We start from the raw sequence: 22939 nt of genomic DNA on the forward strand, positions 1-22939 counted from the left end.
TGATTTTCGGCACAATTCTTAATTATCTTGTTATAATAATGCAATACATTCAATCTAAGGAAAAATGTTAAATGAATTGGTTTTCACAGTATGCTCTTTTCTTGGCAGAAACCGCAACAGTGGTCATTGCTATTTTGTCTATCCTTGTTTTTATAGTAAGTCAACGTCGCAAATTATCAATCGTTGCTGGGCGCTTATCTGTTAAGGATATCAGTCAGGAATATGAACAAGTTAAAGATGATATATTGATGTCTAGCATGGATGAACTTGAAGCTAAGCAGTATACAAAAGATCTTAAAAAACAGAAAAAAAATGAGAAAAAGCAGGCAAAATTAGCCGTCAAACAAAAAAAGAAACAGGATAAAAATTGTAACCAAACTGATTGTAATAACATTATTGATGATTCTAATCCACAAACAAAGGTTACAATCACTCATGGTACTAAACCTAAGCTATTTGTATTATCATTTAATGGTAGTATGGATGCTCATGAGGTTGAAGAGTTGCGTCAAGAGATCACTGCTGTACTTGCTATTATCAAACCAGAAGATCAGGTCGTGATTAAATTAGAAAGCCCTGGTGGAGTTGTACATGGTTATGGATTAGCGGCTTCACAATTATTACGTTTTAGAGCACGCAATATCCCTTTTACTGTTGTCGTTGATAAAGTAGCCGCAAGTGGAGGTTATATGATGGCGTGTACCGCCAGTAAAATTGTTGCTGCACCGTTTGCTATTGTAGGCTCAATTGGTGTCGTTGCTCAAATTCCAAATTTTAATCGCTTGCTTAAAAAGCATGATGTGGATATAGAACTACAAACAGCCGGTGAGTACAAACGTACATTGACCATGTTTGGAGAAAACACTGATGAAGGGCGCCAGAAATTTAAGCAAGAATTAGAGGAGACTCATCTATTATTCAAAGATTTTGTTAAAGAGTATCGTCCTAATGTGGATATTGAGCAGGTGGCAACAGGAGAACACTGGTTTGCTGCTCAAGCAAAAGATAAAGGATTAGTTGACGAAATCAGTACTAGTGATGATTTTATTTTATCGCATCTTGATACACATAAAATTATTTCAGTGAGTTTTCAACGTAAACAAAAGCTGTCTGAAAAAATCTCAAAAAATGTGGTCAAAAGTGTTGAAAGGTTATTGTTTAGACAAGGGAATGGGCTATAGTAGCCCATTTTCTTAATAATACAAAATTCAGATAGTTATTCATTAAGCATAAGTAAATACGCAAACTCTCATATCAGCTCGCTTAAATTTCACAAATAGACATGTTATCAAGCACAATTTTTTTATCCCCTATTACCTTAAAATTCTTGATGGAAATGGGATTTTTTATTGCCAAAAAAGCTTAAATAACATACTATTACAAAAAAATAAAAAGGATTAAGGATAATGGTATGAAAAAGGTTTGTTGTTATTTGTTTCTTATATTGACGGTTGTTTCGTTTTCTTCATCTGCATTAATTAAAAAAGAAAAATATAATCCAGCAGATAAAGATATTTTTGTTTTTGATCAATATTCTGCTGAGGCAATAAACCTGAAAAAATATAGTGGTTTATATTCTGAACCCAATGCACGTTCACTTTTTTATCCTTCTTATAAAAAATATAACGGAATGGAAGGTTATTTGGACAAAGAAGTCAAAGTTGGAAATAAAATTTACTATAAGATAGTTTTGAAAAATGGAGAAGTGCTTTATCTCAATGATCTCAATTCTTATAATCAGATAGTTAGTGCAAAAAATTACCAAAAGCGATTAGATGAGATAGAGAAATTAAAAGAAATTAAATTTCCCAATATAGACGATTTATATGTAACAAAAGTAGAGACAGATTCAAAATCGAAAGATATTTATATTATTACCTTTTCAAATGGTCTAAGATTGCGTAATGCTAACCTTTATGGGCTATTATCCCTATCAAAAAAAATAACTAATCCAAATGATTTACATCGATTCATTGATATTATTAACACGGATGATATCAATTTCACCTATAATTCTCAAAATAATATTATTAAGATCGAATTAAAAAGCGAACCTTTGAGTATAGAAACCTTTATTTTTAAAGAAAAATTATATACTACAACGGTTACTGCTATATTTAGTAGTAAAGAACGACTGTTTATTGATCATTTTAAGATCTTTCAAAATGATGATATATATGAATCATCTAGTGACTTAACTTTTAAGAGTAAAAGTGGTAGCACTGTATATGAATGGACTAAATTTATTCTAAATAATCAATTTGTATCTTATATCAATTCACTAAATGATAAAGATCAGGTAATAGTGAGATTTTATGGCTCACGAAAAAATGTCGAAAGAAAGATAGATCCAAAGACCATAGCGAAAATTAAGAAAATATCAATATTAAATAATCTATTAACTAAGTACTTTAAATCAGGTATTGAATAACCCTTTATAGGATTATTGTTTCTTAAATTGCTTTAAATATAATCCGCTTCGGCGGATTTTTTTGTTTATCATTTCCAAATTTAAATCTGATTAGCTTTCGTAAAGATGAAAAAAATAAAAAAACAACTTTATTAAATATATTTGTTGTTCTAATTTACCGCCATATCAATTAGCATTCTGTTCCTTGAAAATTTTGGTATTGAAATAGTCATATCAATGAATAATAATTATTTTTATGTTCATTATTTTTTTCGTATTTGTTAATTGCGTTTTTTTAAAGTTTTTTATTATTCCTAACAATAATATTAATCGTTAAAATAGACTTTCTATTCTTTGCATTGAAGTTTAATATATAGCCATATTCATAAATTCAATGAATATAGTTCCATTCCTTAATAAATATCTTTTCTATAAATCATTAATCACAGCGCTTGAGGACAATTATTATGTTTCATTGGCTTTTTAACTGGATTTTAGATGGACTCAAACACTCACCAGAAATACTTTTATTTTTATCATTAAGTTTAGGGTATTTAATAGGTGGTATTCGGATTGGTAAATTTCAACTTGGTGGTGTAGCAGGATCATTATTAGTGGCTGTTGCTTTAAGTATTTTTGGTGTTACTGTTGATGCTGGCGTTAAAGCCGTTCTTTTTGCTCTCTTTATTTATGCTGTTGGATTCGAAAGTGGTCCGCAGTTTTTCCGTTCATTAGGTGTTAAAACACTTCGTGAAATCTTTTTAGCACTCTTTATTGCAGTTGTTGGATTAATTACCGTTGTTGTTCTGGCAAAAATATTCAATTTAGATAAAGGACTTGCAGCAGGTTTAGCAGCAGGTGGTTTAACGCAATCTGCCATTATGGGCACAGCTTCCGATGCATTAAGTCAATTAGGTGTAAGTCCTGAAGAGCTAAGTCATTTACAAAGCAATGTGACCATAGGTTATGCGGTGACTTATATTTTTGGTTCACTCGGTGCGATTATCATTTGCGTGAATATTTTACCAAAAATCATGGGGCGAGATATTGGTGATGATGCGATTAAGGCTCAAGGAGAGCAGCTTCATGGCTCCCTGTTATTAGGTGCGAACCAAAACTTAGCATTATCCGATATTAGTGGTCGATTATATCGAGTCACTAATAAAATCAATCAAAGTGTTTCTGATATTGAAAAAACCGTTAGTGGTATTAGTATCGAACGAATTAAACGTGGCAATAAAATTTTAGAAGCATCACCTGATACAGTAATAAAAGCCAAAGATATTATTTTGGTAGTTGGTCACCGTGATGCCATGATACAAGCTAATGATCTTCTTGGGTCAGAAGTAAATTCTGCTTCAGGTATGGATGTTGTAATGAATACGCAAGATGTCGAAATGCGTAACTCGCGTTATGTTGGTCAGAATTTATCCCAGGTATTATCTTCTGAGGAAGTAATGCAATTAAAACATGGCATTTATCTTATAGCTATTCATCGTGATGGACAATCACTGCCTCTTAACAGTGACTTCCAATTCAAATTGGGTGATGTAATTACCATTTATGGTACCGATAGTGATCTTCGTCGAGTAATTGATAAAATTGGTGCACCAATCACTAAAAGCGAAAAAACGGATTGGATATTTCACGGGTTAGGTTTGGTGGTTGGTCTGATTATTGGCTTAATTGTTATCCGTGTTAGTGAGATTCCAATTACCTTAGGCGCTGGTGGTGGTGCATTGCTTTCAGGTTTGATATTCGGTTGGTACCGTTCACTGCATCAAACTATAGGTAATATTCCAACTGGTGCGGTGCAACTATTAAAAGATTTCGGGTTAGCTGGTTTTGTTGCAGTAGTAGGGTTAAGTTCTGGACTTCAGGCCATCAATACTATTCGGGAACAAGGCTTATCATTGTTTTTAATTGGTGTTGTCGTTACAGTCTTACCAATGTTGCTTGCTATTTATTTTGGTAAATATGTTCTTGGTTACAAAAATGCTGCCGTTTTTGCAGGTGCTTTAGCTGGTGCTCGTAGTGCTAACCCTGCATTTGGTGAAGTTCTTAACAAAGCGGGTAATTCTACACCAACAAACTCTTTCGCTATTACTTATGCTTTAGCTAATGTATTTCTGACTTTATTAGGACCATTGGTTGTGGCCTTTGTTTAATTAAAATATTAATTTAAGGATACAGATTATGAAGAACCAAACACAATATGCTAAGTATGCTAATTTAAGTCCTTTTGAGTTAAAAGATAACTTAATTAAATTAGCACAAAGTCATGCCGATCGAGCTATGCTAAATGCAGGTCGAGGGAATCCTAATTTTTTAGCTATTTGGCCAAGACAAGCTTTTTTCCAATTAGGTGTCTTTGCAACGCAAGAATCGGAAATGTCCTACTCTTACTTAAATGAGGGCGTTGGTGGTTTTCCAATCAAAGATGGTTTAACAGGGCGCTTTGAACATTTTATTCGTCAAAATTATAATACAGAGGGCGTTTCGTTTTTAGGTAAAGCTTTTTCTTACATTCGTGATCAACTTGGTTTGGATGAAAATGCTTTTTTACAAGAGATGGTTGAAGGCATTTTAGGTTGTAACTATCCTGTTCCTGATAGGATGCTTCGTTTAAGTGAAGAAGTTGTAAAATCTTATGTGCTACAGCAAATGGGCGCTCAATATCTTGATCTTGATGATATTGATTTATTTGCTGTTGAAGGCGGAACAGCCGCTATGGCATATATTTTTAATTCAATGAAAGAAAATAATTTGATTCAAAAAGGTGATAAAATTGCCATTGGTGCTCCAATATTTACGCCATATCTTGAAATACCAGAACTCAATGATTATCAGTTGGTTGAGGTATTAGTTAACTCTGATCCTGATGCTAATTGGCAGTATCCAGAGTCTGAGTTGCGTAAGTTAGAAGATCCTTCTATAAAAGCGTTCTTTTTAGTCAACCCTTCCAATCCACCCTCAGTAAAAATTGACGATAAAGGATTAAAAATCATCGCAGATATTGTTAAAAAACGTCCAGATCTCATCCTATTAACCGATGATGTTTATGGTACATTTGCTGACGATTTCCAATCATTATTTGCTATTTGCCCTAATAATACTATTTTGGTGTATTCTTTTTCTAAATATTTTGGAGCAACAGGTTGGCGTTTAGGTGTTATTGCCACAACAAAAGATAATGTTTTAGATAAAAAAATTAATGCATTGCCTAGCAAAACGAAACAAGTCTTAAATAAGCGTTATAGTTCAATTGTAACAGAACCAGAAAATCTAAAATTTATTGATCGTTTAGTTGCCGATAGCCGAGCGGTTGCGTTAAATCACACTGCTGGTCTTTCAACACCACAACAAGTACAAATGGTTTTATTTGCATTGTGCGAAATGATTGACACCGATCAAAGTTATAAGGCAGCATTAAAATCATTGATCCGACGTCGTGCTGCGTCTCTTTATCAACATTTAGGTCTTAAACACCCTGTCGATAAAAATAGTGTTGATTATTATACTCTAATTGATCTTGAACATATTTGTCGTGAATTATATGACGATAAATTTGCTCAATGGATCTTAACAAATAAAAATCCATCTGAAATGCTATTTAGAATAGCTGATGAAGCTGGGGTTGTTTTATTACCTGGTAAAGGTTTTGCTGTACAACATCCTTCTGCTCGTGCATCTTTAGCGAACTTAAATGAATATCAATACGCTGCGATTGGCTTATCAATGCGTAAACTTGCACAAGAGTATTATGATGAGTACAAAAGTAAAGCGAAGAAAAATAGTTAATCCTTTAGTTAACTTACTTATCAAACCCTAGTTCATCTAGGGTTTTTTATTTCAATCAATTAGTTAATATGAATATTATTTTTTTCATTAAGAAAGATAAAATTTAGTCAGTCGAAAAGTTATGGTTACTTTTCGTAAGTTGTTTTAACACCGATTATGTTGGTATCGATTTTGTGACTATCGCTTAAACTTCACTTTTAAGAAAAGATAAAATGAATTAACCCCATTAAATTTGATTCCGTGAATGATGTTATTAATGGTTTAAAAATTTAATGGACATTAATTGTTGATGAATATTTATAAAGACGATTATCTCATCATCATAATTGACTAATCATTATATTTATTTTTTCGATAATGATTACAACTTTAGAGTTATCCATACCTAAATAGGTGTGCACCATTTTTATCAGTGCAACATTATCTTATGTTAAGTATCCAAGACAAGTTATTCAATGAAGGTAATAGTTTTAGTGGTGGCGTGATAATTTTATTTTTTGAAGGGTACCGTTGATGCAAAATTTAGCCAATTTTCAAAATCAATAACCCTAAATATTGAAAAAATATAATGATCATTTAAAAGATAAAAGCAATGGGTTAATTATCTAGTTACTTATGTCCTTGAGTTTCCTTCCAACTAATGATCCATTATCGCTAATATTTGTTGATGATAGTTGGTCATTGCTAAATATTGCTATTTTTATAAAAGTATTTGGTATTAATGTTGGCTCAATGGCAATAATATTAGTTTCAAAAATCCTAAATTGCTTAACAAATAAATAGGACCGAATCTATTCATTACTTTGTTATGCTTTTTGCTTATTGTTATTTATATCAATTTCGTTAGCATAGATTGATGTTTTTAATGTTCATCTATTTCGTGTGTTTCCTTTATTTCTTTAGTTTTTTTAATGTTGATAGCGATTATTGCCATTATAATGGGTAATTCTGGTTACTCTATGGTTTGTTCCATTACTTGTAACGCATAATTAGCACCAAGTTACTTATAGTAATTTATGGCAATCTTATTCAATTTTTATCTTCCATAAAACTTTGGTTATTTCCCTGTCATAGAGAGCTCAATAGACTTGAATTTTTTAATGAGTTTTATGCAAGTGGATTGATAAAAAATTAAAATAATAATCATTTTTTAGTTATTATTATCAGAAAAGCCCCTGCTAGCGGGGCAACTGATGTACTGATTGCTATTTTTATAGCAATTGATATCCTTATACATAAATTTTATTTCATGCTTAGGTGTTAAATTGGCTGATTTAAGTGTTAACGAATCAAAACAGCCAATTAGACAGCTTAGCGTCATGCCCAAGACATCCATCAAGACCGCAGTATGTTCATAAGCCCCTGCTAGCTACTTGAATCTTATTAACCCACTAAATAACTCGTAGTATTGTTTAATGACTCTGTTAACTCGATTGGTATTGATGTGGTAATGATAATATAAGTTATCAGATTTGTCAATAACGAAAGTTATTGTTTATAACCAAGTTAAGGGAAAATGTATCATAAAAAAGCCCATTTAAGGGCTTAAATAAGCGCCATGATGCATTGATACTATGCATTTTAAAGGTAGAATCATAACAAGCTCAATTGAATGTAAATTATCATATTGATCTGCATGATAAATTGACCGATTAAATTAACCGATTAATTAAGTATTGATGATTGCCACCATACACGCCCTAAGATAGTAATTTCATCTTGTGAAACAATTTCATCTTCATAATCAGCATTGTAACTTCTGATTTTGATTTGGTTATTAGGTAATTTTTCAAGTATTTTAATTCTTAGTAAGCCAGCATGATTAATTGCATAAATTTTACCATCACGAATAATGGTGTCGGCTTGATCAATGGCAACTGTTGCTCCATCTTGAAAAACTGGCTCCATACTATCGCCATAAACGGTTAAACAAACCGTGCAGTCTTTATCAATACCATATCTACGCATGGTTGAACGCGATAGGCGTAGTTGATAACCATTGTAATCTTCAATGTCATCAGCAAAACCACTTCCAGCAGATAATCTGACATCTTTATAAAATGGTACTTCAATCTCGTCATCATTAAGTGGTGTCTTACTATCCCATTCATCAATTGTTCCCACTATTTTTGCATTGGACAAGTTTTCCCCTATATCGGGGTTTCCAACTCCTTTTGTTAACCAAAGGAGATCAACGTTCAAAGCAGAAGCAATCTCAATGATTTTACGGGATGTGTTGGATTTACCAGAAACGAGTTTTTGAATGGCCGGTTGGCTAATTTTTACTATCTCAGCGAGTTGATGCTGAGACATGCCTGATGCTTCTAGAGCCCAATTAATTCTATCAGTAAAGGTATTCATATCGTTATCTCATGGTTATCGATGTTGTAAGTATATAATTTAAGTTATCGGTCATCAAATAATAATAGTTATTGATCTAATCGATAATATTGGTTATCATGTGATAATATAAATTATCGTAAATGAGTTACCGATTAGAAGATAGCATCTTATTAAACGATAACCAAAAAAATAGCCGTGAAATTTGGTGAGAAATTAAAGTGAATTTCTATACGGTATTTTTTGGATATAAAGCAAATTAAATCTTATAAGAAAAATAAATATAAAACCTATAAATAATTAAATAAAAGTATTCTATAAATAATTAAATTAAAGCATTAATGGTGAGAGGTAACAATGAAAGAGACCAAAGAAATTTTAACCGCATGGAAAAATACTCGCGTACTTAAACGTATCGGAACTGAATATCCATCAAAATCAGCAGTTATTACTGGCGCTGCAAGAGATTTTGATTATCGTCAATACTTGACAGAGGAAGAAGCGGAAATCGTTGATAGCGCTATTTTAAATCTAAAAGAATATAATCTAGCGCATTGGACAGTTTTAATGACTTACTATACAAAAAATGTTTCATGTAATGCACAAGCTAAAGTTATTGGTAAACGTCCTCACGATATTATTAATATACTCAATCAAGCAGAAAGTTTTATTGGGGGGTACATTTATCCTTTTTTCAGATGAGTTAGATCAGATGCAGACTATTGCGCTATTTTATAAAATTTAAACGAAACCCAGCTAAAACTAGCTGGGTTTTTTTGTATTCGGATAAATTAAAATTATCGTCAAGTTTAAACGAAGTAAACGCATTAATAGACAATATTAATTTTGAATGTAAAGGTTCATATCTTCGGATAATGGTGTTTTAAAGACTTATTATTTGAAACTGCTTCATAGAATAAGTAAAAATTTTCTCATGGTTTTATTAAAACACTTTATCAAGCAGTGGGTTTAATTGATGATCACGGTTGATTTTCAAAAGATAAATCATATTAGACGCTTGACATTGCGCAAATGAGCAAATATAATTGCCCCATAATGCAATTTATTATGCATATGAACGAAACCCAGCTAAAACTAGCTGGGTTTTTTTGTATTCGGATAAATTGAAATTATCGTCAAGTTTAAACGAAGTAAACGCATTAATAGACAATATTAATTTTGAATGTAAAGGTTCATATCTTCGGATAATGGTGTTTTAAAGACTTATTATTTGAAACTGCTTCATAGAATAAGTAAAATTTTCTCATGGTTTTATTAAAACACTTTATCAGGCAGTGGGTTAATTGATGATCACGGTTGATTTTCAACAGATAAATCATATTAGACGCTTGACATTGCGCAAATGAGCAAATATAATTGCCCCATAATGCAATTTATTATGCATATGAACGAAACCCAGCTAAAATTAGCTGGGTTTTTTTATATTCGGATAAATTGAAATTATCGTCAAGTTTAAACGAAGTAAACGCATTAATAGACAATATTAATTTTGAATGTAAAGGTTCATATCTTCGGATAATGGTGTTTTAAAGACTTATTATTTGAAACTGCTTCATAGAATAAGTAAAAATTTTCTCATGGTTTTATTAAAACACTTTATCAGGCAGTGGGTTAATTGATGATCACGGTTGATTTTCAACAGATAAATCATATTAGACGCTTGACATTGCGCAAATGAGCAAATATAATTGCCTCATAATGCAATTTATTATGCATATGAATGAAACCCAGCTAAAACTAGCTGGGTTTTTTTATATTCGGATAAATTGAAATTATCGTCAAGTTTAAACGAAGTAAACGCATTAATAGACAATGTTAATTTTGAATGTAAAGGTTCATATCTTCGGATAATGGTGTTTTAAAGACTTATTATTTGAAACTGCTTCATAGAATAAGTAAAAATTTTCTCATGGTTTTATTAAAACACTTTATCAGGCAGTGGGTTAATTGATGATCACGGTTGATTTTCAACAGATAAATCATATTAGACGCTTGACATTGCGCAAATGAGCAAATATAATTGCTCCATAATGCAATTTATTATGCATATGAATGAAACCCAGCTAAAACTAGCTGGGTTTTTTTATATTCGGATAAATTGAAATTATCGTTAATCTTTAACAAAGAAATAGGGAGGGTAACAATAGATAATGTTATTTTGAATGTAAAAGTTCATAACTTTGAGCAATGACGATTTAATGGTTTGTTATATTAAAAATATTGCATGTGAAGTGTAGTCCAAACTATCGGTAAAGACTCTCATGAGGTTATTAATATACTTAATTAAGCTTAATAGTATGTTGCAGCATTTATCTTTTTATAGATAAATCATATTAATCTCTTGACATTGCGCAAATTAGCATATATTATTACTCTATAATGTGATTTATTACGTATACATAAAGCTCAGCTAATCAGCTGGGCTTTTTTGTTTTTAAAACTTATAGTTTTAGGTTGCTATAGAGTTGGCGTTGGTTAATATATTAAAAATAGCACTCTGTATTTATTTACTATTTTTATTGCAATTAATATTATATCAATTTTATTGATATTTTTTACAACAATACCTTCTAAATATTGATACTCATCGACATAACATCTATTTTTAGAATTTTGAATCTTTCAAATCGCTAAAGCCAAGAACAGTGATTCTAAATTTATATTTATTAATCTAGCATTCTATCAAAAATAAAATGACGAATCAATATTCAAATAACTTACTAATGAAAAATAACTGAGTCGCCAAATCATTTAACTAAGAAATCATTAACGTTAATGAAAATATAGAATGGTAATGATTGATAAAACCTTTATCAAATTATAAATACTAAATTCTATTAGTCAAGAAATATTACTCATATATTGCATCATGAAACGTTAAGCAACAACATATGAATTTAAGAATTTAGTTTTTATATTAATGTAATCTTAATTTATATTCTTTTAACAATCTAACTTTAAATACGTAAAAGGGTCACATAATATGCCAATAAAAGATCCAGACAACATAAATTGGACCGTTGTCGTATATTTATATTTTATCACTTTTTTAGGTTCATTAGCCAGTTATTGTTACCACTTACTCAATGGTAGTAAATTCTTTTTATGGACACTTATTGCACAAATTTTTATATCAATTTTTTCTGGTGCTTTGGTCATCTTTATTGCAAGTTATTGTAATTGGGCTTTTGAAATAGCTGGAGGTGTTGCCGGTTTAGCTGGTTGGTCAGGTGCAAATTTAATTAAAGTTCTTGAAGAAAGATTGATAAAACAAATTGATAATAAATAATACATTGCTAATTAAAATATTACACTAATACAAATAAAGACTGAAATAGATCTGAATAAAGTTTATATCTAGGATTATTAAAAAATGGTTTTTTATCATTACTTAAACAGTCAATTTAAATCATTAGTATTTTTTAATATGAGCTAATCTAAAAGTTATTAATTTCCATTCATTATCAAAATAAACATCTTATTTAACAAATAATTCAATAAATTATAGAAGCATAAGGGAAAACACATGAATATTAGTCAAAAAGGAATCGATCTGATAAAAAGCTTTGAAGGTCTAAAATTAAATGCATATAAATGTCCAGCAGGAGTATGGACTATTGGTTATGGTCATACAAAAAATGTAAAAGAAAAAGACATAATCAGTAATTCGCAGGCTGATTGTTTTTTAGTACAAGATCTTTATTTTATAGAGCAATCGATTAATCAATTGATAAAAGTCGAACTAAGTCAAAATCAATATGATGCGTTGTGTTCTTTTGTCTTTAATGTAGGAGTTTTAGCATTTACTCAATCGACATTGTTGGCAAAATTGAATGTAGGTAATTATATCGGCGCTTCAAATGAGTTCGAACGTTGGAATAAAATTACAGTTGATGGCATTAAACAGTCTTCAACTGGCTTGACAAATCGCAGGAAAGCAGAAAAGAACCTATTTAATAAAGAATGATTGATGGTGGGAAAAAATGAATAAATTTGTTGGTATGTTTATCTTTCTTTGGTTAATGCTACTTTATTTGTATATTGGTGAAGTTCGTACATCAAAGGAACGACAAGCTCAAGTACAAGAATTAACCAATAAACTTTTTCAACTTGAGCAAAAAAATATAATTGATAACCAAATTATTGCAAATAATGAAATGACAAAACGGAAACTTGAAAATCAATCATTACAAATGCAGGAAAAACTCGATGATTTACTTAAAAATAACAATTGCGCTAATGAGTATATTCCTAATGATATTGCTAACAGGTTGTACCAAAGAGCGAAAGGTATACGTCAATCAACCGATATCAGAAAGTCTATTAACTGATTGTCTGCCAGTATTACCGCCTAAATTATTAACGTTTGCTGATAGCATTAAATATAACGAACATTTATTAAATGTTATTGAAAAATGCAATCAAGATAAGCAAGCCATCAGAGCTCTAAACAAGTCTGTTTACTGAAATAAATACTTATTCTATCGCTATTGCATTGATTATTCATGAAATTAGTATTTTTCTGTGATGGCATAATTATGTCTAATACAAATAAATATTATTACTATTTCAACATTCTTTACTAAGCAAATTGACCTGATTAATCAATGTAAATCCTTATCACTTCAAAACCAAAATAAAAGCTGAAAACTCACATTTTGGGTAAAAATCTATATAAATTCTTTTTTATTAATAAAAAAGAGACGAGTAACGAAATGTTCAATACAACATCGTTATCTACCCTATCGATAGAGCTGACTGACTTTAAACCAGTAGTGAGCTATTTCGATTATTACCTTGAGTAATAACATTAGTAAAAACCTTGCGGATTAAACTTTTATTTAAAGTTAAACGCAAATTTCTTTTTAATTTAATTTAAATAATAAAAAATGGAGAATTTTTATGTCAAATTTACAAGACTTACTTCAAAACAGTAATTTAATTTCAATCGCTGACATTGAAAAAATGATTAGCTTAGAAGCACTTAACATTTATAAGAAATACATTGAAAAAACTGGCGATTTTAGTAATCAGCGAGAAGCTCGTCCACACAATGTAGCTCTAGCATTGTTTATTAATAAATTAGTCCAAGAAGAGTTACATCACAAATGTACTGGCTTATTTTATTTAGCATCACCTCACAATAACTTTGAGCATGTTAAGTATAGTGTAATTGGCAATAATGTTATAGATCGATATTCAGATTTTCCAACAGTTCGTTATGATGGAACAAAAATCGAAAGCCGTGCAGATCTTTATGATCATCAAGTCATTGATGGTTCAAAAGGCAATGATTTATGCTTGGTGTTTATGATGTCTCAACCTTCTACTTATGGATTTGATTGGGGTGGAGAAGACGAAGTAAACCACGTACATGCATTTTCTTCTGCCGGTAATGCAGATTACTTCGAAAATTCTATCTTTAAATGGAATAATGGTTCTAAACACGCTGCTGTATCAAAATCTGAAGATCCACAAGATCCTGTAGGTGTTTATGTAATTCATGTTGATGGAAATTCATTAGATTACCGTCATCGTTCTGTTAATTTAACAAAATATGTTCCGCGTTCATGTGCTAAATTCTGCCCATCTTTATTAAATTATAATACTATCAAAAATCCAGGTAATGGTACAATGAAGATGTATGCTACATTTAGTAGTGGTATGGAAGGAGAAGGTTTAACTCCATCTGAAGTTACTAAAATTCAACAAATTTTTACTGAATTCGAAGCATTTCTATAATCGTTTAGTGCATTTTAAAATTAAAAACCCACAATTATTGTGGGTTTTTCTTGCGGATGAATGATTAAAAAATAAATTCAGCTCTTAAATTCATTGAAAATTGGGAAATAACTTTTCATATACTGTTTAATGCTAAATAAATAGTAGAGTGAAAAAATTTATTTTTTATTATGCGGGACAAACTCTTGAGTACGTTCCCAAATAGGGTACAACCGCTTATCTATCATATTTTTAAATGATGAATAGTAGAAATGATTGTTAAATATTTTAAGCAGTTATTACGAATTTTTTAAAAGTACAATTCAACCCTCAAGTGAGCAAAATTTGAATAAATGCGCTCGCATCAATATTTAATAGCTAAACATTAAATGAATTATAGTATTACTTGTTTCAAACTCGGTGTGCTTTATAGATAAGTTATATTTAATAAAAATGGAAGTTTAAAATAATTTTTCGCGTTTTAGCAAATCAAATTTGGCCAATCAAAAAATCCTAGCTTTTTTCAATTTTAAATTAGAAGTATTTATATTGTCTTAAAAAAATAATTTATCTACATCAGATCACTATAGACTTCATATTTTCAAAGAAATAGAACAATAAAATTTTGTATGGTGGAAGATAGTATCTTCTTTTTTGTGAAAAGTAATATCAAATCTAATTTAATTATTTAGCTGTATTTTTATATGAATAACAAAGGTGAAAATAATATGACAAATTCAAATGAAACATTGAACGATATATCGGATCAAACAAACACGCTTCCACAAAATTTTAATGATGTAAACCAGGATGATGGAAGCTATATTGGTAATAATGGTAGGATTTTAAAAATTGACAATAACAGTAAATTCTTTTCTATCAATAAAGATCCCTCGGCATTTACGAGTACCAAAAAAAATGGTTTTTCAATTATTGATAGTTTAGGTAATGTTGTTTTTAAAATCGATGAAAACGGATTTTCAGAATTTAAAATCAATCGCCAATTTGCTCTCAAATTGAAAGTGATTTTAAATCAATTATAACAACATAGATCATCAACATCGATGTCTAAAAAATAACTTAAAAATGTTAAAAGCAAATCATATGGTTGTATCTGCTATTCATTTTAGGTTTTTTAAACTGAAATTAAATAAAAGTAAAACAGGTTTATTTAGTTACTTGTTTGTTATAACAAACCTTGTTTAATTTGATAACTGTATTTTGCTTTTTATATAATAATTAAGGACAAATAGCAATTATGGTAAATTTAAACGATTCATTGGATGATTTATTGGATCCTGAAAAGTCAATTCCAGAAAATTTTTCATTCAATAATACTCAAAAAAATGGTTTTACTATTGCTGATGAGCAAGGCAATGTCTCTTTCAAAATTGATGAAGAGGGTAATTCAGAATTTAATATTGATAAACAATTTGCTGCCAAATTAAAAACATTAATCTATCCACCTGATTCAGGGCTTGCTGATATTAATCATATCGTTACTTATGGTCAATCATTAGGTGAAGGATCGACTGCACATCCTATCCTTTCTGGAACGCCATTTTCTCAATACGCCAAAATGTTTAATCATGGTATTCGAACTCGTTATGCTAGAGATCATAAATATCAAACATTGGTAAATCACATTGAATGGCAAAACGATGATAATTATGAGTCACCATCTGCTGGTACTGCCGAGATGTTTATTCGAGAAATTAAACTTCATAATTTTAAAAATAAAGTGATTCTATCTTCCAATTGTTCTGAGGGAGGTCAGCCAATATCTAATTTGTCCAAAGGTAGTTCTAACTATCAAAACATTCTCAATGATGTTCAAAATGGTAAACGAATTGCAGCTCAACAAGGTAAATCGTACCGATTACTTGCAATAACCTACACTCAAGGTGAAGCAAATTATAACTTTGGCATCGATTATTATAGAACTGCTCTTAGAAAATTACGGTCTGATTTAATTGAGGACATTGAAAAGATCACGGGCGATGACTATTCTGATTTGCCATTTATTACTTACCAAGTATCTTCTTCTTATCAATCTCAAACAGGTATTCCATATTGTCCTGATGTTGCTCTAGCACAATTAGAATTAGCGCTTGAAAAAGGTAGTGGATTTTATCTAGCTACACCAATATATCAGTTACAATATCTAGACAGGTGGCACATAGATGGATACAGTTCTAAATTATTAGGTGCCTATTACGGTTATGTTTTGAATAAAGTCATGTCAGGTGAAGATTGGCAGCCATTGCATCCAATTTCCCACACCATAAATGGTAATGTATTGAATCTGACATTTAACAAAATGGGTTTGATATTTGATAGCCCAGAAAAATTACCAAATCATAACAAAATTCAAAACAAAGGTTTTTCTATAAAAAACTCTGCAGGTATAGAGATTATTCAAAATGTGCAAATGCTTAACAATAGTAATAGTTGTAATACGCTTAAGATCACATGTAAAGAAAGCCCTGCTAATCTTATAATCAATTATGGTTTTTCAGATACTGACGGAAGAAATGCGGGTCAATTACGCGATAATAATAACGTATCTATTTATATAGGAGGCAATAATTACTATTTACATAATTGGTGTACCATTTTTCAATATCATTTAGGTTAATAACAAAATAAATTTATTACGATTCAATAATTAAAATTAAAGATGATGAGTTAAACAAGTCTTTTAATAAACAAAAATTAACGGAGATTTTTATGTCAGGTGTAGCAATTAAAGTTCCAAATGTCAATTGGAGTAGAAATAATTTAGGCACTGTTGATTATGGCAGTGATAAGAACGATCAACCATTGGACACAGTAAGTGATAAAGCCTATGCAATTTATGACAATTACATCACTAAATCACAGAGACGAGATAATCAGTGCTTATTATTACTCATTGATGATTTAGTGAAAGCAAAATTAGATCAAAAGTGTAAAGGATTATTCTATTTTGCATCAAAACATCAAAATATGGAAAATATTAAGTATAGCGTGATAGGGAATAATTATTTAAATTGTCAAAGTGGGGAACCAAATATATTAAATGATGGGATTGAATCTGAATCTTCTGCAATTTATAATTTATACGATAACAATTTCTATTATCCAAATGGTGCTGATTCAAATTTATGTCTGGTTTTCATGATGTCTAAAGGCTCGACATCCGGTTTTGAATGGGGGGCAGAACAAAATTCTGGCCATCCACATGTACTCTCTACTGCAGGAAATGAACAACATCTTAACGGTATCATATTTCAATGGTGCTTTAAAGAAAATGCAATTAAAAAAGAAGAAGATAATCAATCTACTGATGGTGTATATGTTATTCATATAAATAGAAATTCATTAGTATATAAACATAAAGCACGTACTATCAGTAAAAGATTCAATAGACAATCAACGGATACTTTTCGTCCTCGTTTGATGGCTTATCAAACACTTAATAATCATTCCACAGGCGCTATGAAAATGTATGCGGCATTCAGTCGTGGGGATTTAACTGCTGATGATGTAAACAAAATTCATGAAATTTTTACAAAATATGAACGTTTACTGTAAAAGGTAAATTAATATTTTTTAATAAAAGTCCATACTTGATATGGACTTTTTTTATTACTTAGTTCTCTTTTATGGATAGGCCTATTAAAAAGCCTTGCCATTTTTCCACTTCCCACTTCCCACTTCCCACTTCCCACTCCCACTTCTGACTTCCTTTCAAATATAACGGACTTTAATTTTAAAAAAGATAACAATGTAAATAGGAAAAATACAGTTTTATGGCTATAAATTTGTCTTTATCTTTTCAAAGTTTATAAGACAATCTTCATTAGAAAGTTATTCATTCTTCTATTCAAATTTATTTTATAAACCATTTTCTACATAAAGAATGATTCCTATTTCCATTTCTTTTAATACTAGTATACTCAACCGTATAATTATTCATTAAGTTCTATTATTAAAAATTTTTTCATATCGCTATCGTCCTTTGTATTTAAAATATCAAAACCAAAATCAGTTTGGTGATATCCAAATTAATTAATCTTTATAATAATTATTTAAATATAAATATCAAAAGTTATTAATGTCATTTTTAACGACTCCAAAATACTGGCATTATGTCAGGCTAAGATCGATTTATTTTAATTAAAAAAATATTGAATTTATTTCGATGAAAAAGGTTTTTGCAATATATATAGATTTGTCTATTTTAATTGCACTAAATTTAGTGTTCATCACAATTTTAATACGTGATATCATATCTGTTATTTTTAATTCAATTAATGTGAGTCGCTAATCAAATAAAAGAGACTTTATATTAAAATAATTTTGATGAAAAAGCCCTTAGAAGTTAAGAATGAACGCAATCAAATAAAATTTTACTCTATCTTCGTCAGGGCTAGTTTGTGGAAGGATAACACGCAAAAATGAAAAATCAAAAAAATTAAATCGTTATAAGCCTAATTACATGGATAGAAGTTTTACACATGAATCATTTATTATGTAGAGCTATTTCAATAAAATTAGCTACGCGTTTAGCATCATTAACACACCCACAAATTAGTTCAGATGCACGACAACTGAGCCATTTTTTCCCAACTACAAATAAATCAGGATAAGATGTTTTACCTCCTAAATCATGACCGATTAGGCAGATGAAACCTGCGGAATCAACAGTATTAGGAATAGTTAACCAGTTTGTCTCTTCTGCATATCCAAGGCTCCAGATAATAACATCTGGTTGGCATTTTTCTCCACTATCAGATATCAATGTTTTATTATCTACACTGATAAGCTTAGAATAGAATTGTACTCCCATTTTGCGTAAAACTTTATTTACAATATCATTACAAGGAATAAATCCTCTTCTCATCAGCCAACGCCCCATAATGCTTCTTGTATCAGCATCTAAAATAGACAATTTTTTTAATATAGTTAATGTATTTACACCAAACAGTTCCTTTGGAAAAAATGGACGAGGCGCACCGCAAAATAAAGTGACATTATGTGTTTTTGCTAATTCTTTAGCAATTTGACGACCACCGGAACCATCACCAATGATCGCAATTTTTTTTTCTTTCAATTGATCTGGATTTTGATATTGATCTATGGTGATTTGCTTAATCTCAGGCGAAATACATTTAGCTATTTCAGGAACGTCAACCTTTTGATTTGCACCCGTTGCATTGACCAAACATTTTGCATGAAATATTTCGCCATCTTGCGTTTTTATGGAATAAATATTTTCATTATACTCTACTGAACACACATTTTTATTCAATAAAACATTTAATTTATTATGTTGAGCATAAAGTTCTAAGTAGTCAGCTATCTCATTCTTATCAGGATATCCTTTAGGGTCTCCCTTTAGCACTAAACCCGGTAACTGGCTTATTATTCTTGGCGTAAATAATTTCATACTATCGGGTCGTCTTCGCCAAACATCCCCTATCCGTTTATCTCTTTCTAGTATAATAACAGAGATTTTTTTTTGACTCAGGAATGATGCTAGGCTTAATCCAGCTTGACCTGCACCAACTATCAAACAATCGTAAATCATCAGTTTTCTCTTCCTATTCCTAGTTAATATATCGTGTAAATAGTATATTAATTCGAAAGTTACTGACTTGAATAAACTGACTGTTTTGTTTATTTGAAGCTATTTTCAATACAACCAAAAGTAACAAAACATGCAGAATTAGCCTGTTATTAGATTTAATAAAACATTCAGCGATTTTTTTGCAACTTACAAATTTAGCTAATTTATTCAAGACAATATTATTTAATAATTTATAAAATCTTAACTCTTATTTAACGAAATATTAACAAAAAAGGTAAATTCATTTAATAAAGGGAGAAGTTAAATTATGCAAAATATAGCGAGTTTATATTCGGAAATAAAGATGAGTGGATTTGATCCATTAAGGCTTTTAATTGCTGATGTCGATAAATTATATAAATTATCGGAATCAGAACAAAAAGAACTTAAATTATGCTTGATTAAAGATACCGTCACGCATCATTTTGAGAACAACCCCTATTATAAAAAAATTTGTGAAGAACAGAACTTTACTCCATCTAATATAAAAGTATTTGAAGACTTAACAAAAATTCCATTGATCCCAGTATCGGTGTTTAAGTCGGGCGATAATTATAAATTATTAAGTAAGCCACTTCAAGAAATTGAACATGAAATGCGCTCAACTGGTACTAGTGGTATCCCAAGTGTTTATAGACGTTGCCATGATACCATGACTAACACTGCTTTTGCTGTGGTATCTAATTACCGTTCTATGTTTCAAATATCGACAGGAGCTGGATTATTTTTATGTCCATCACCAGAAGATGTACCCGAAATGGCGATGGTGAAAATTTTTAATTTTCTAACAGGTTTATTGGATACTAGATATTATGCACTAGGTGATAACTATGAGTTTGATGCTAAAAAATCAATAGAAGCGTTAATGAATTGGGAAAATAAATTTTCTCGACATATCATTGGTCCTCCATTTTTAATCAATCGTTTTATTACTTATCTAAAAACTAACAATATTAAGTTGAAATTAGATTCACAGAGTTTAGTCATAATGATGGGAGGTTGGAAAAGATTCACTGGGGAAATGATTTCCAGAAAAGAACTCAATCAAGATATTGAAACTTGGTTAGGAATCCCTAGTTCAAATGTTCGAGATATGTATGGTATGGTAGAAGCCAATTTTATGGCCATTGAAGATGAATTCAACCATAAGCATGTCCCCCCATATATTCATTTTTCCGTTAGAGATCCTAATGATTTATCGAAAGAAGTACCAGATGGAGAAGTTGGACAACTTGCTATTTTTGATCCCCTTTCTCTTTCCGTACCGGCAATGATTCAAACTGAAGATTTAGTATTTATTCGTAACGATGAAACAAAATCTTGGCGCAATTCTCAACGTATTGAATTTGTAAGTCGTACTCCAACAGCAAAAGAGTTTGGTTGCTGTGCTGTTACTTTGGAAAAAAACATGAATAAAAATGATGTTTGTGAGAATGCAAAAAATTAAATTCATGCTGTACAAATCAATCAGGAGACAACATGTTCAATAAAATCATTACAGATAATTTTTGTGATCCAAAATATCAAGGAAAGATGACGGAGTCCGGAATTAAATTAGCGCTTTCAAATCCGGTTTGCGGGGATAAGGTTGATATTTTTATTAACTACAATAAAGAAGAAGATAAGATTGAAAAAGCTCGTTTTCAAGCATGGGGATGTACAACATCCCTAGCTATGTCTAATATCTTTTGCAAATATGTTGAAAATAATCCTTTGTCTCAAGTCAGAAAAATTTCAGACAGTGAAATAGGAGAATTATTAGGAGTTCTTGAACCATCCCAACAACATTGTGTAGAAATGCTAATAAGCTTATTTAAGCAAATTAAGGAAAAGGTGTAATGAACTTATATTTTGATCACAATGCAACTACTCCTTTGAGTAATGCAGTAAAAAAAAAGATGCAAGATGCGATGGAGTATTATGCAAATCCATCTAGTCATTATTTACTTAATAAAATACCCCAAGAAATTTTGCAAAATACTCATCAGGAATGTGCAAAGTTGCTAGATACTCAATCAGATAGGATTGTTATAACATCAGGAGGAACAGAAAGTAATAATTTTGCATTAAAAAGCATCTTATCACAATATTCAGAATCGGATTTAACTTCAATTCATGTGATTAGTACTAGCATAGAGCATCCCTCTATTCTTGAAGTTTTATACTTTTTTGAAAAAAAGGGAATGCAGCTAACCTTAGTACAGCCTTCCAAAGAAGGAATAATCAGTTTTATTGATATTGAGAAAACAATCCAACCGAATACAAAGTTAATTTCAATGATGGCTATTAATAATGAAACAGGTGCTATTCAAGATTACGAAAAAGTTTCTCATTTAGCGTATGAGAAAGGGATTTTGTTTCATGTTGATGCTGTCCAAGCAGTGGGAAAAATTAAAATACCATTAAGTAAATTACCTGGAATTTCTACATTATCTTTTTCAGGGCATAAATTTAATGGTCCTAAAGGAATCGGTGGATTGTTTATTTCGAAAAATCTTTCCTTAACGCCTTTACTACATGGTGGAGGGCAAGAAAAAGGATTACGTAGTGGAACTGAAAATACGATTGGCTTAGCTGGTTTGGGTATGGCTGCCAAAGAGGCAGAAAGTCAGTTAGATTTGAGAAATGAACATTATCGTAAATTGCGAAAGGCTCTTTTAGAAAAATTAAATTTATTGTCTGTTCAATATGTGATTAATGGAAATAACAATTTGAAATCTCAGGCAGCTTGGACATTGAATATTAGTTTTGATGGTATTCGAGCCGAATCTTTGGCCAGCAGGCTAAGTTTATTGCACGGTATATCTTTATCTTTAGGATCTGCTTGTAGCAATAATAAAAAAAACCATCGTTCTTATGTTCTTTCAGCAATGGGACTCTCTAATGAACAAATTGATAGTGCGGTTCGCATCAGTTTTGGTCATGACACAACTTTGCAGGAAATCGATATATTAGCAAACGCAATTCATATAGAAGTTTGTTACTTACTTTCTTTATCTGGAAAAAATAATTGAAGTTTATCAAGTTAATAA

General features: G+C 30.6%; 18 protein-coding genes. 16 read left to right on the forward strand and 2 right to left on the reverse strand.

What is annotated here, in order from left to right:
• The first annotated feature begins 71 nt into the window (after positions 1-71).
• The 4 genes from sohB (at position 72) to J4T76_RS07835 (ending at position 6211) form a co-directional block, all read left to right on the forward strand.
• On the forward strand, positions 72-1181 hold the full coding sequence (gene sohB, locus J4T76_RS07820; RefSeq protein ID WP_267339785.1) for a protease SohB: 1110 nt from the start codon (positions 72-74) through the stop codon (positions 1179-1181).
• A gap of 230 nt (positions 1182-1411) precedes the next feature.
• Positions 1412-2431, forward strand: coding sequence for a hypothetical protein (locus J4T76_RS07825; protein WP_267339784.1), 1020 nt, complete (start codon positions 1412-1414; stop codon positions 2429-2431).
• A 446-nt stretch (positions 2432-2877) separates the two neighbouring features.
• Positions 2878-4578 (forward strand): aspartate-alanine antiporter, encoded by a 1701-nt coding sequence (gene aspT, locus J4T76_RS07830; RefSeq protein WP_267355592.1) that lies wholly within the window; start codon positions 2878-2880, stop codon positions 4576-4578.
• A gap of 28 nt (positions 4579-4606) precedes the next feature.
• Complete coding sequence (locus J4T76_RS07835; RefSeq protein WP_267355594.1) at positions 4607-6211, forward strand: bifunctional aspartate transaminase/aspartate 4-decarboxylase; 1605 nt, start codon at positions 4607-4609, stop codon at positions 6209-6211.
• A gap of 1665 nt (positions 6212-7876) precedes the next feature.
• Here the strand turns inward: J4T76_RS07835 and J4T76_RS07840 are convergent.
• Positions 7877-8572, reverse strand: coding sequence for an XRE family transcriptional regulator (locus tag J4T76_RS07840; protein WP_267339781.1), 696 nt, complete (start codon positions 8570-8572; stop codon positions 7877-7879).
• A 336-nt stretch (positions 8573-8908) separates the two neighbouring features.
• On the opposite strand from J4T76_RS07840, the gene J4T76_RS07845 reads away from it, so the two are divergent.
• The 9 genes from J4T76_RS07845 to J4T76_RS07880 all read left to right on the forward strand — a co-directional run bounded on the left by J4T76_RS07845 (position 8909) and on the right by J4T76_RS07880 (position 17869).
• A complete protein-coding gene (locus J4T76_RS07845) occupies positions 8909-9253 on the forward strand; it encodes an antiterminator Q family protein (RefSeq protein WP_267339780.1) in 345 nt (114 codons plus the stop codon).
• A gap of 2302 nt (positions 9254-11555) precedes the next feature.
• Positions 11556-11861, forward strand: a complete 306-nt coding sequence (locus tag J4T76_RS07850; RefSeq protein WP_267339778.1) for a phage holin family protein — start codon at positions 11556-11558, stop codon at positions 11859-11861.
• Positions 11862-12098: 237 nt separating this feature from the next.
• On the forward strand, positions 12099-12539 hold the full coding sequence (locus J4T76_RS07855) for a lysozyme (protein ID WP_267339777.1): 441 nt from the start codon (positions 12099-12101) through the stop codon (positions 12537-12539).
• Between the two features lie 16 nt (positions 12540-12555).
• Positions 12556-12903, forward strand: a complete 348-nt coding sequence (locus J4T76_RS07860; protein ID WP_267339776.1) for a hypothetical protein — start codon at positions 12556-12558, stop codon at positions 12901-12903.
• Positions 12827-13039, forward strand: a complete 213-nt coding sequence (lysC, locus tag J4T76_RS11890; RefSeq protein WP_443135219.1) for an Rz1-like lysis system protein LysC — start codon at positions 12827-12829, stop codon at positions 13037-13039. The genes J4T76_RS07860 and lysC overlap by 77 nt, the downstream gene beginning before the upstream one ends.
• Before the next feature lie 435 nt (positions 13040-13474).
• Positions 13475-14314, forward strand: coding sequence for a hypothetical protein (locus J4T76_RS07865; RefSeq protein WP_267355596.1), 840 nt, complete (start codon positions 13475-13477; stop codon positions 14312-14314).
• Positions 14315-14997: 683 nt separating this feature from the next.
• Positions 14998-15336 carry a hypothetical protein gene (locus J4T76_RS07870; RefSeq protein WP_267355598.1) on the forward strand — a complete coding sequence of 113 codons (339 nt, stop codon included), beginning with the start codon at positions 14998-15000 and terminating at the stop codon, positions 15334-15336.
• A 215-nt stretch (positions 15337-15551) separates the two neighbouring features.
• Positions 15552-16931: a sialate O-acetylesterase gene (locus J4T76_RS07875; protein WP_267355600.1), complete on the forward strand. Its 1380-nt coding sequence runs from the start codon at positions 15552-15554 to the stop codon at positions 16929-16931.
• A 92-nt stretch (positions 16932-17023) separates the two neighbouring features.
• Entirely contained in the window at positions 17024-17869 is an 846-nt protein-coding gene (locus J4T76_RS07880) for a hypothetical protein (RefSeq protein ID WP_267345299.1), read from the forward strand.
• 931 nt (positions 17870-18800) lie between these two features.
• On the opposite strand, the gene J4T76_RS07885 is transcribed toward J4T76_RS07880, so the two are convergent.
• The gene (locus tag J4T76_RS07885) at positions 18801-19868 is read right to left on the reverse strand and encodes a flavin-containing monooxygenase (protein ID WP_267339767.1); all 1068 of its coding nucleotides are present in this window, start codon (positions 19866-19868) and stop codon (positions 18801-18803) included.
• 307 nt (positions 19869-20175) lie between these two features.
• Between J4T76_RS07885 and J4T76_RS07890 the strand changes: the two genes are divergently transcribed.
• The 3 genes from J4T76_RS07890 to J4T76_RS07900 are packed head-to-tail and all read left to right on the forward strand — an operon-like array spanning position 20176 to position 22921.
• Positions 20176-21354 (forward strand): LuxE/PaaK family acyltransferase, encoded by a 1179-nt coding sequence (locus J4T76_RS07890; protein ID WP_267339765.1) that lies wholly within the window; start codon positions 20176-20178, stop codon positions 21352-21354.
• A gap of 32 nt (positions 21355-21386) precedes the next feature.
• Positions 21387-21746 carry an iron-sulfur cluster assembly scaffold protein gene (locus J4T76_RS07895; protein WP_267339764.1) on the forward strand — a complete coding sequence of 120 codons (360 nt, stop codon included), beginning with the start codon at positions 21387-21389 and terminating at the stop codon, positions 21744-21746.
• On the forward strand, positions 21746-22921 hold the full coding sequence (locus J4T76_RS07900) for a cysteine desulfurase family protein (RefSeq protein ID WP_267339763.1): 1176 nt from the start codon (positions 21746-21748) through the stop codon (positions 22919-22921). Before J4T76_RS07895 ends, J4T76_RS07900 begins: the two co-directional genes overlap by 1 nt.
• Positions 22922-22939 lie beyond the last annotated feature (18 nt).

The organism is Gilliamella sp. B3022, from assembly GCF_028751545.1.
Classification (GTDB): Bacteria; Pseudomonadota; Gammaproteobacteria; order Enterobacterales; family Orbaceae; genus Gilliamella.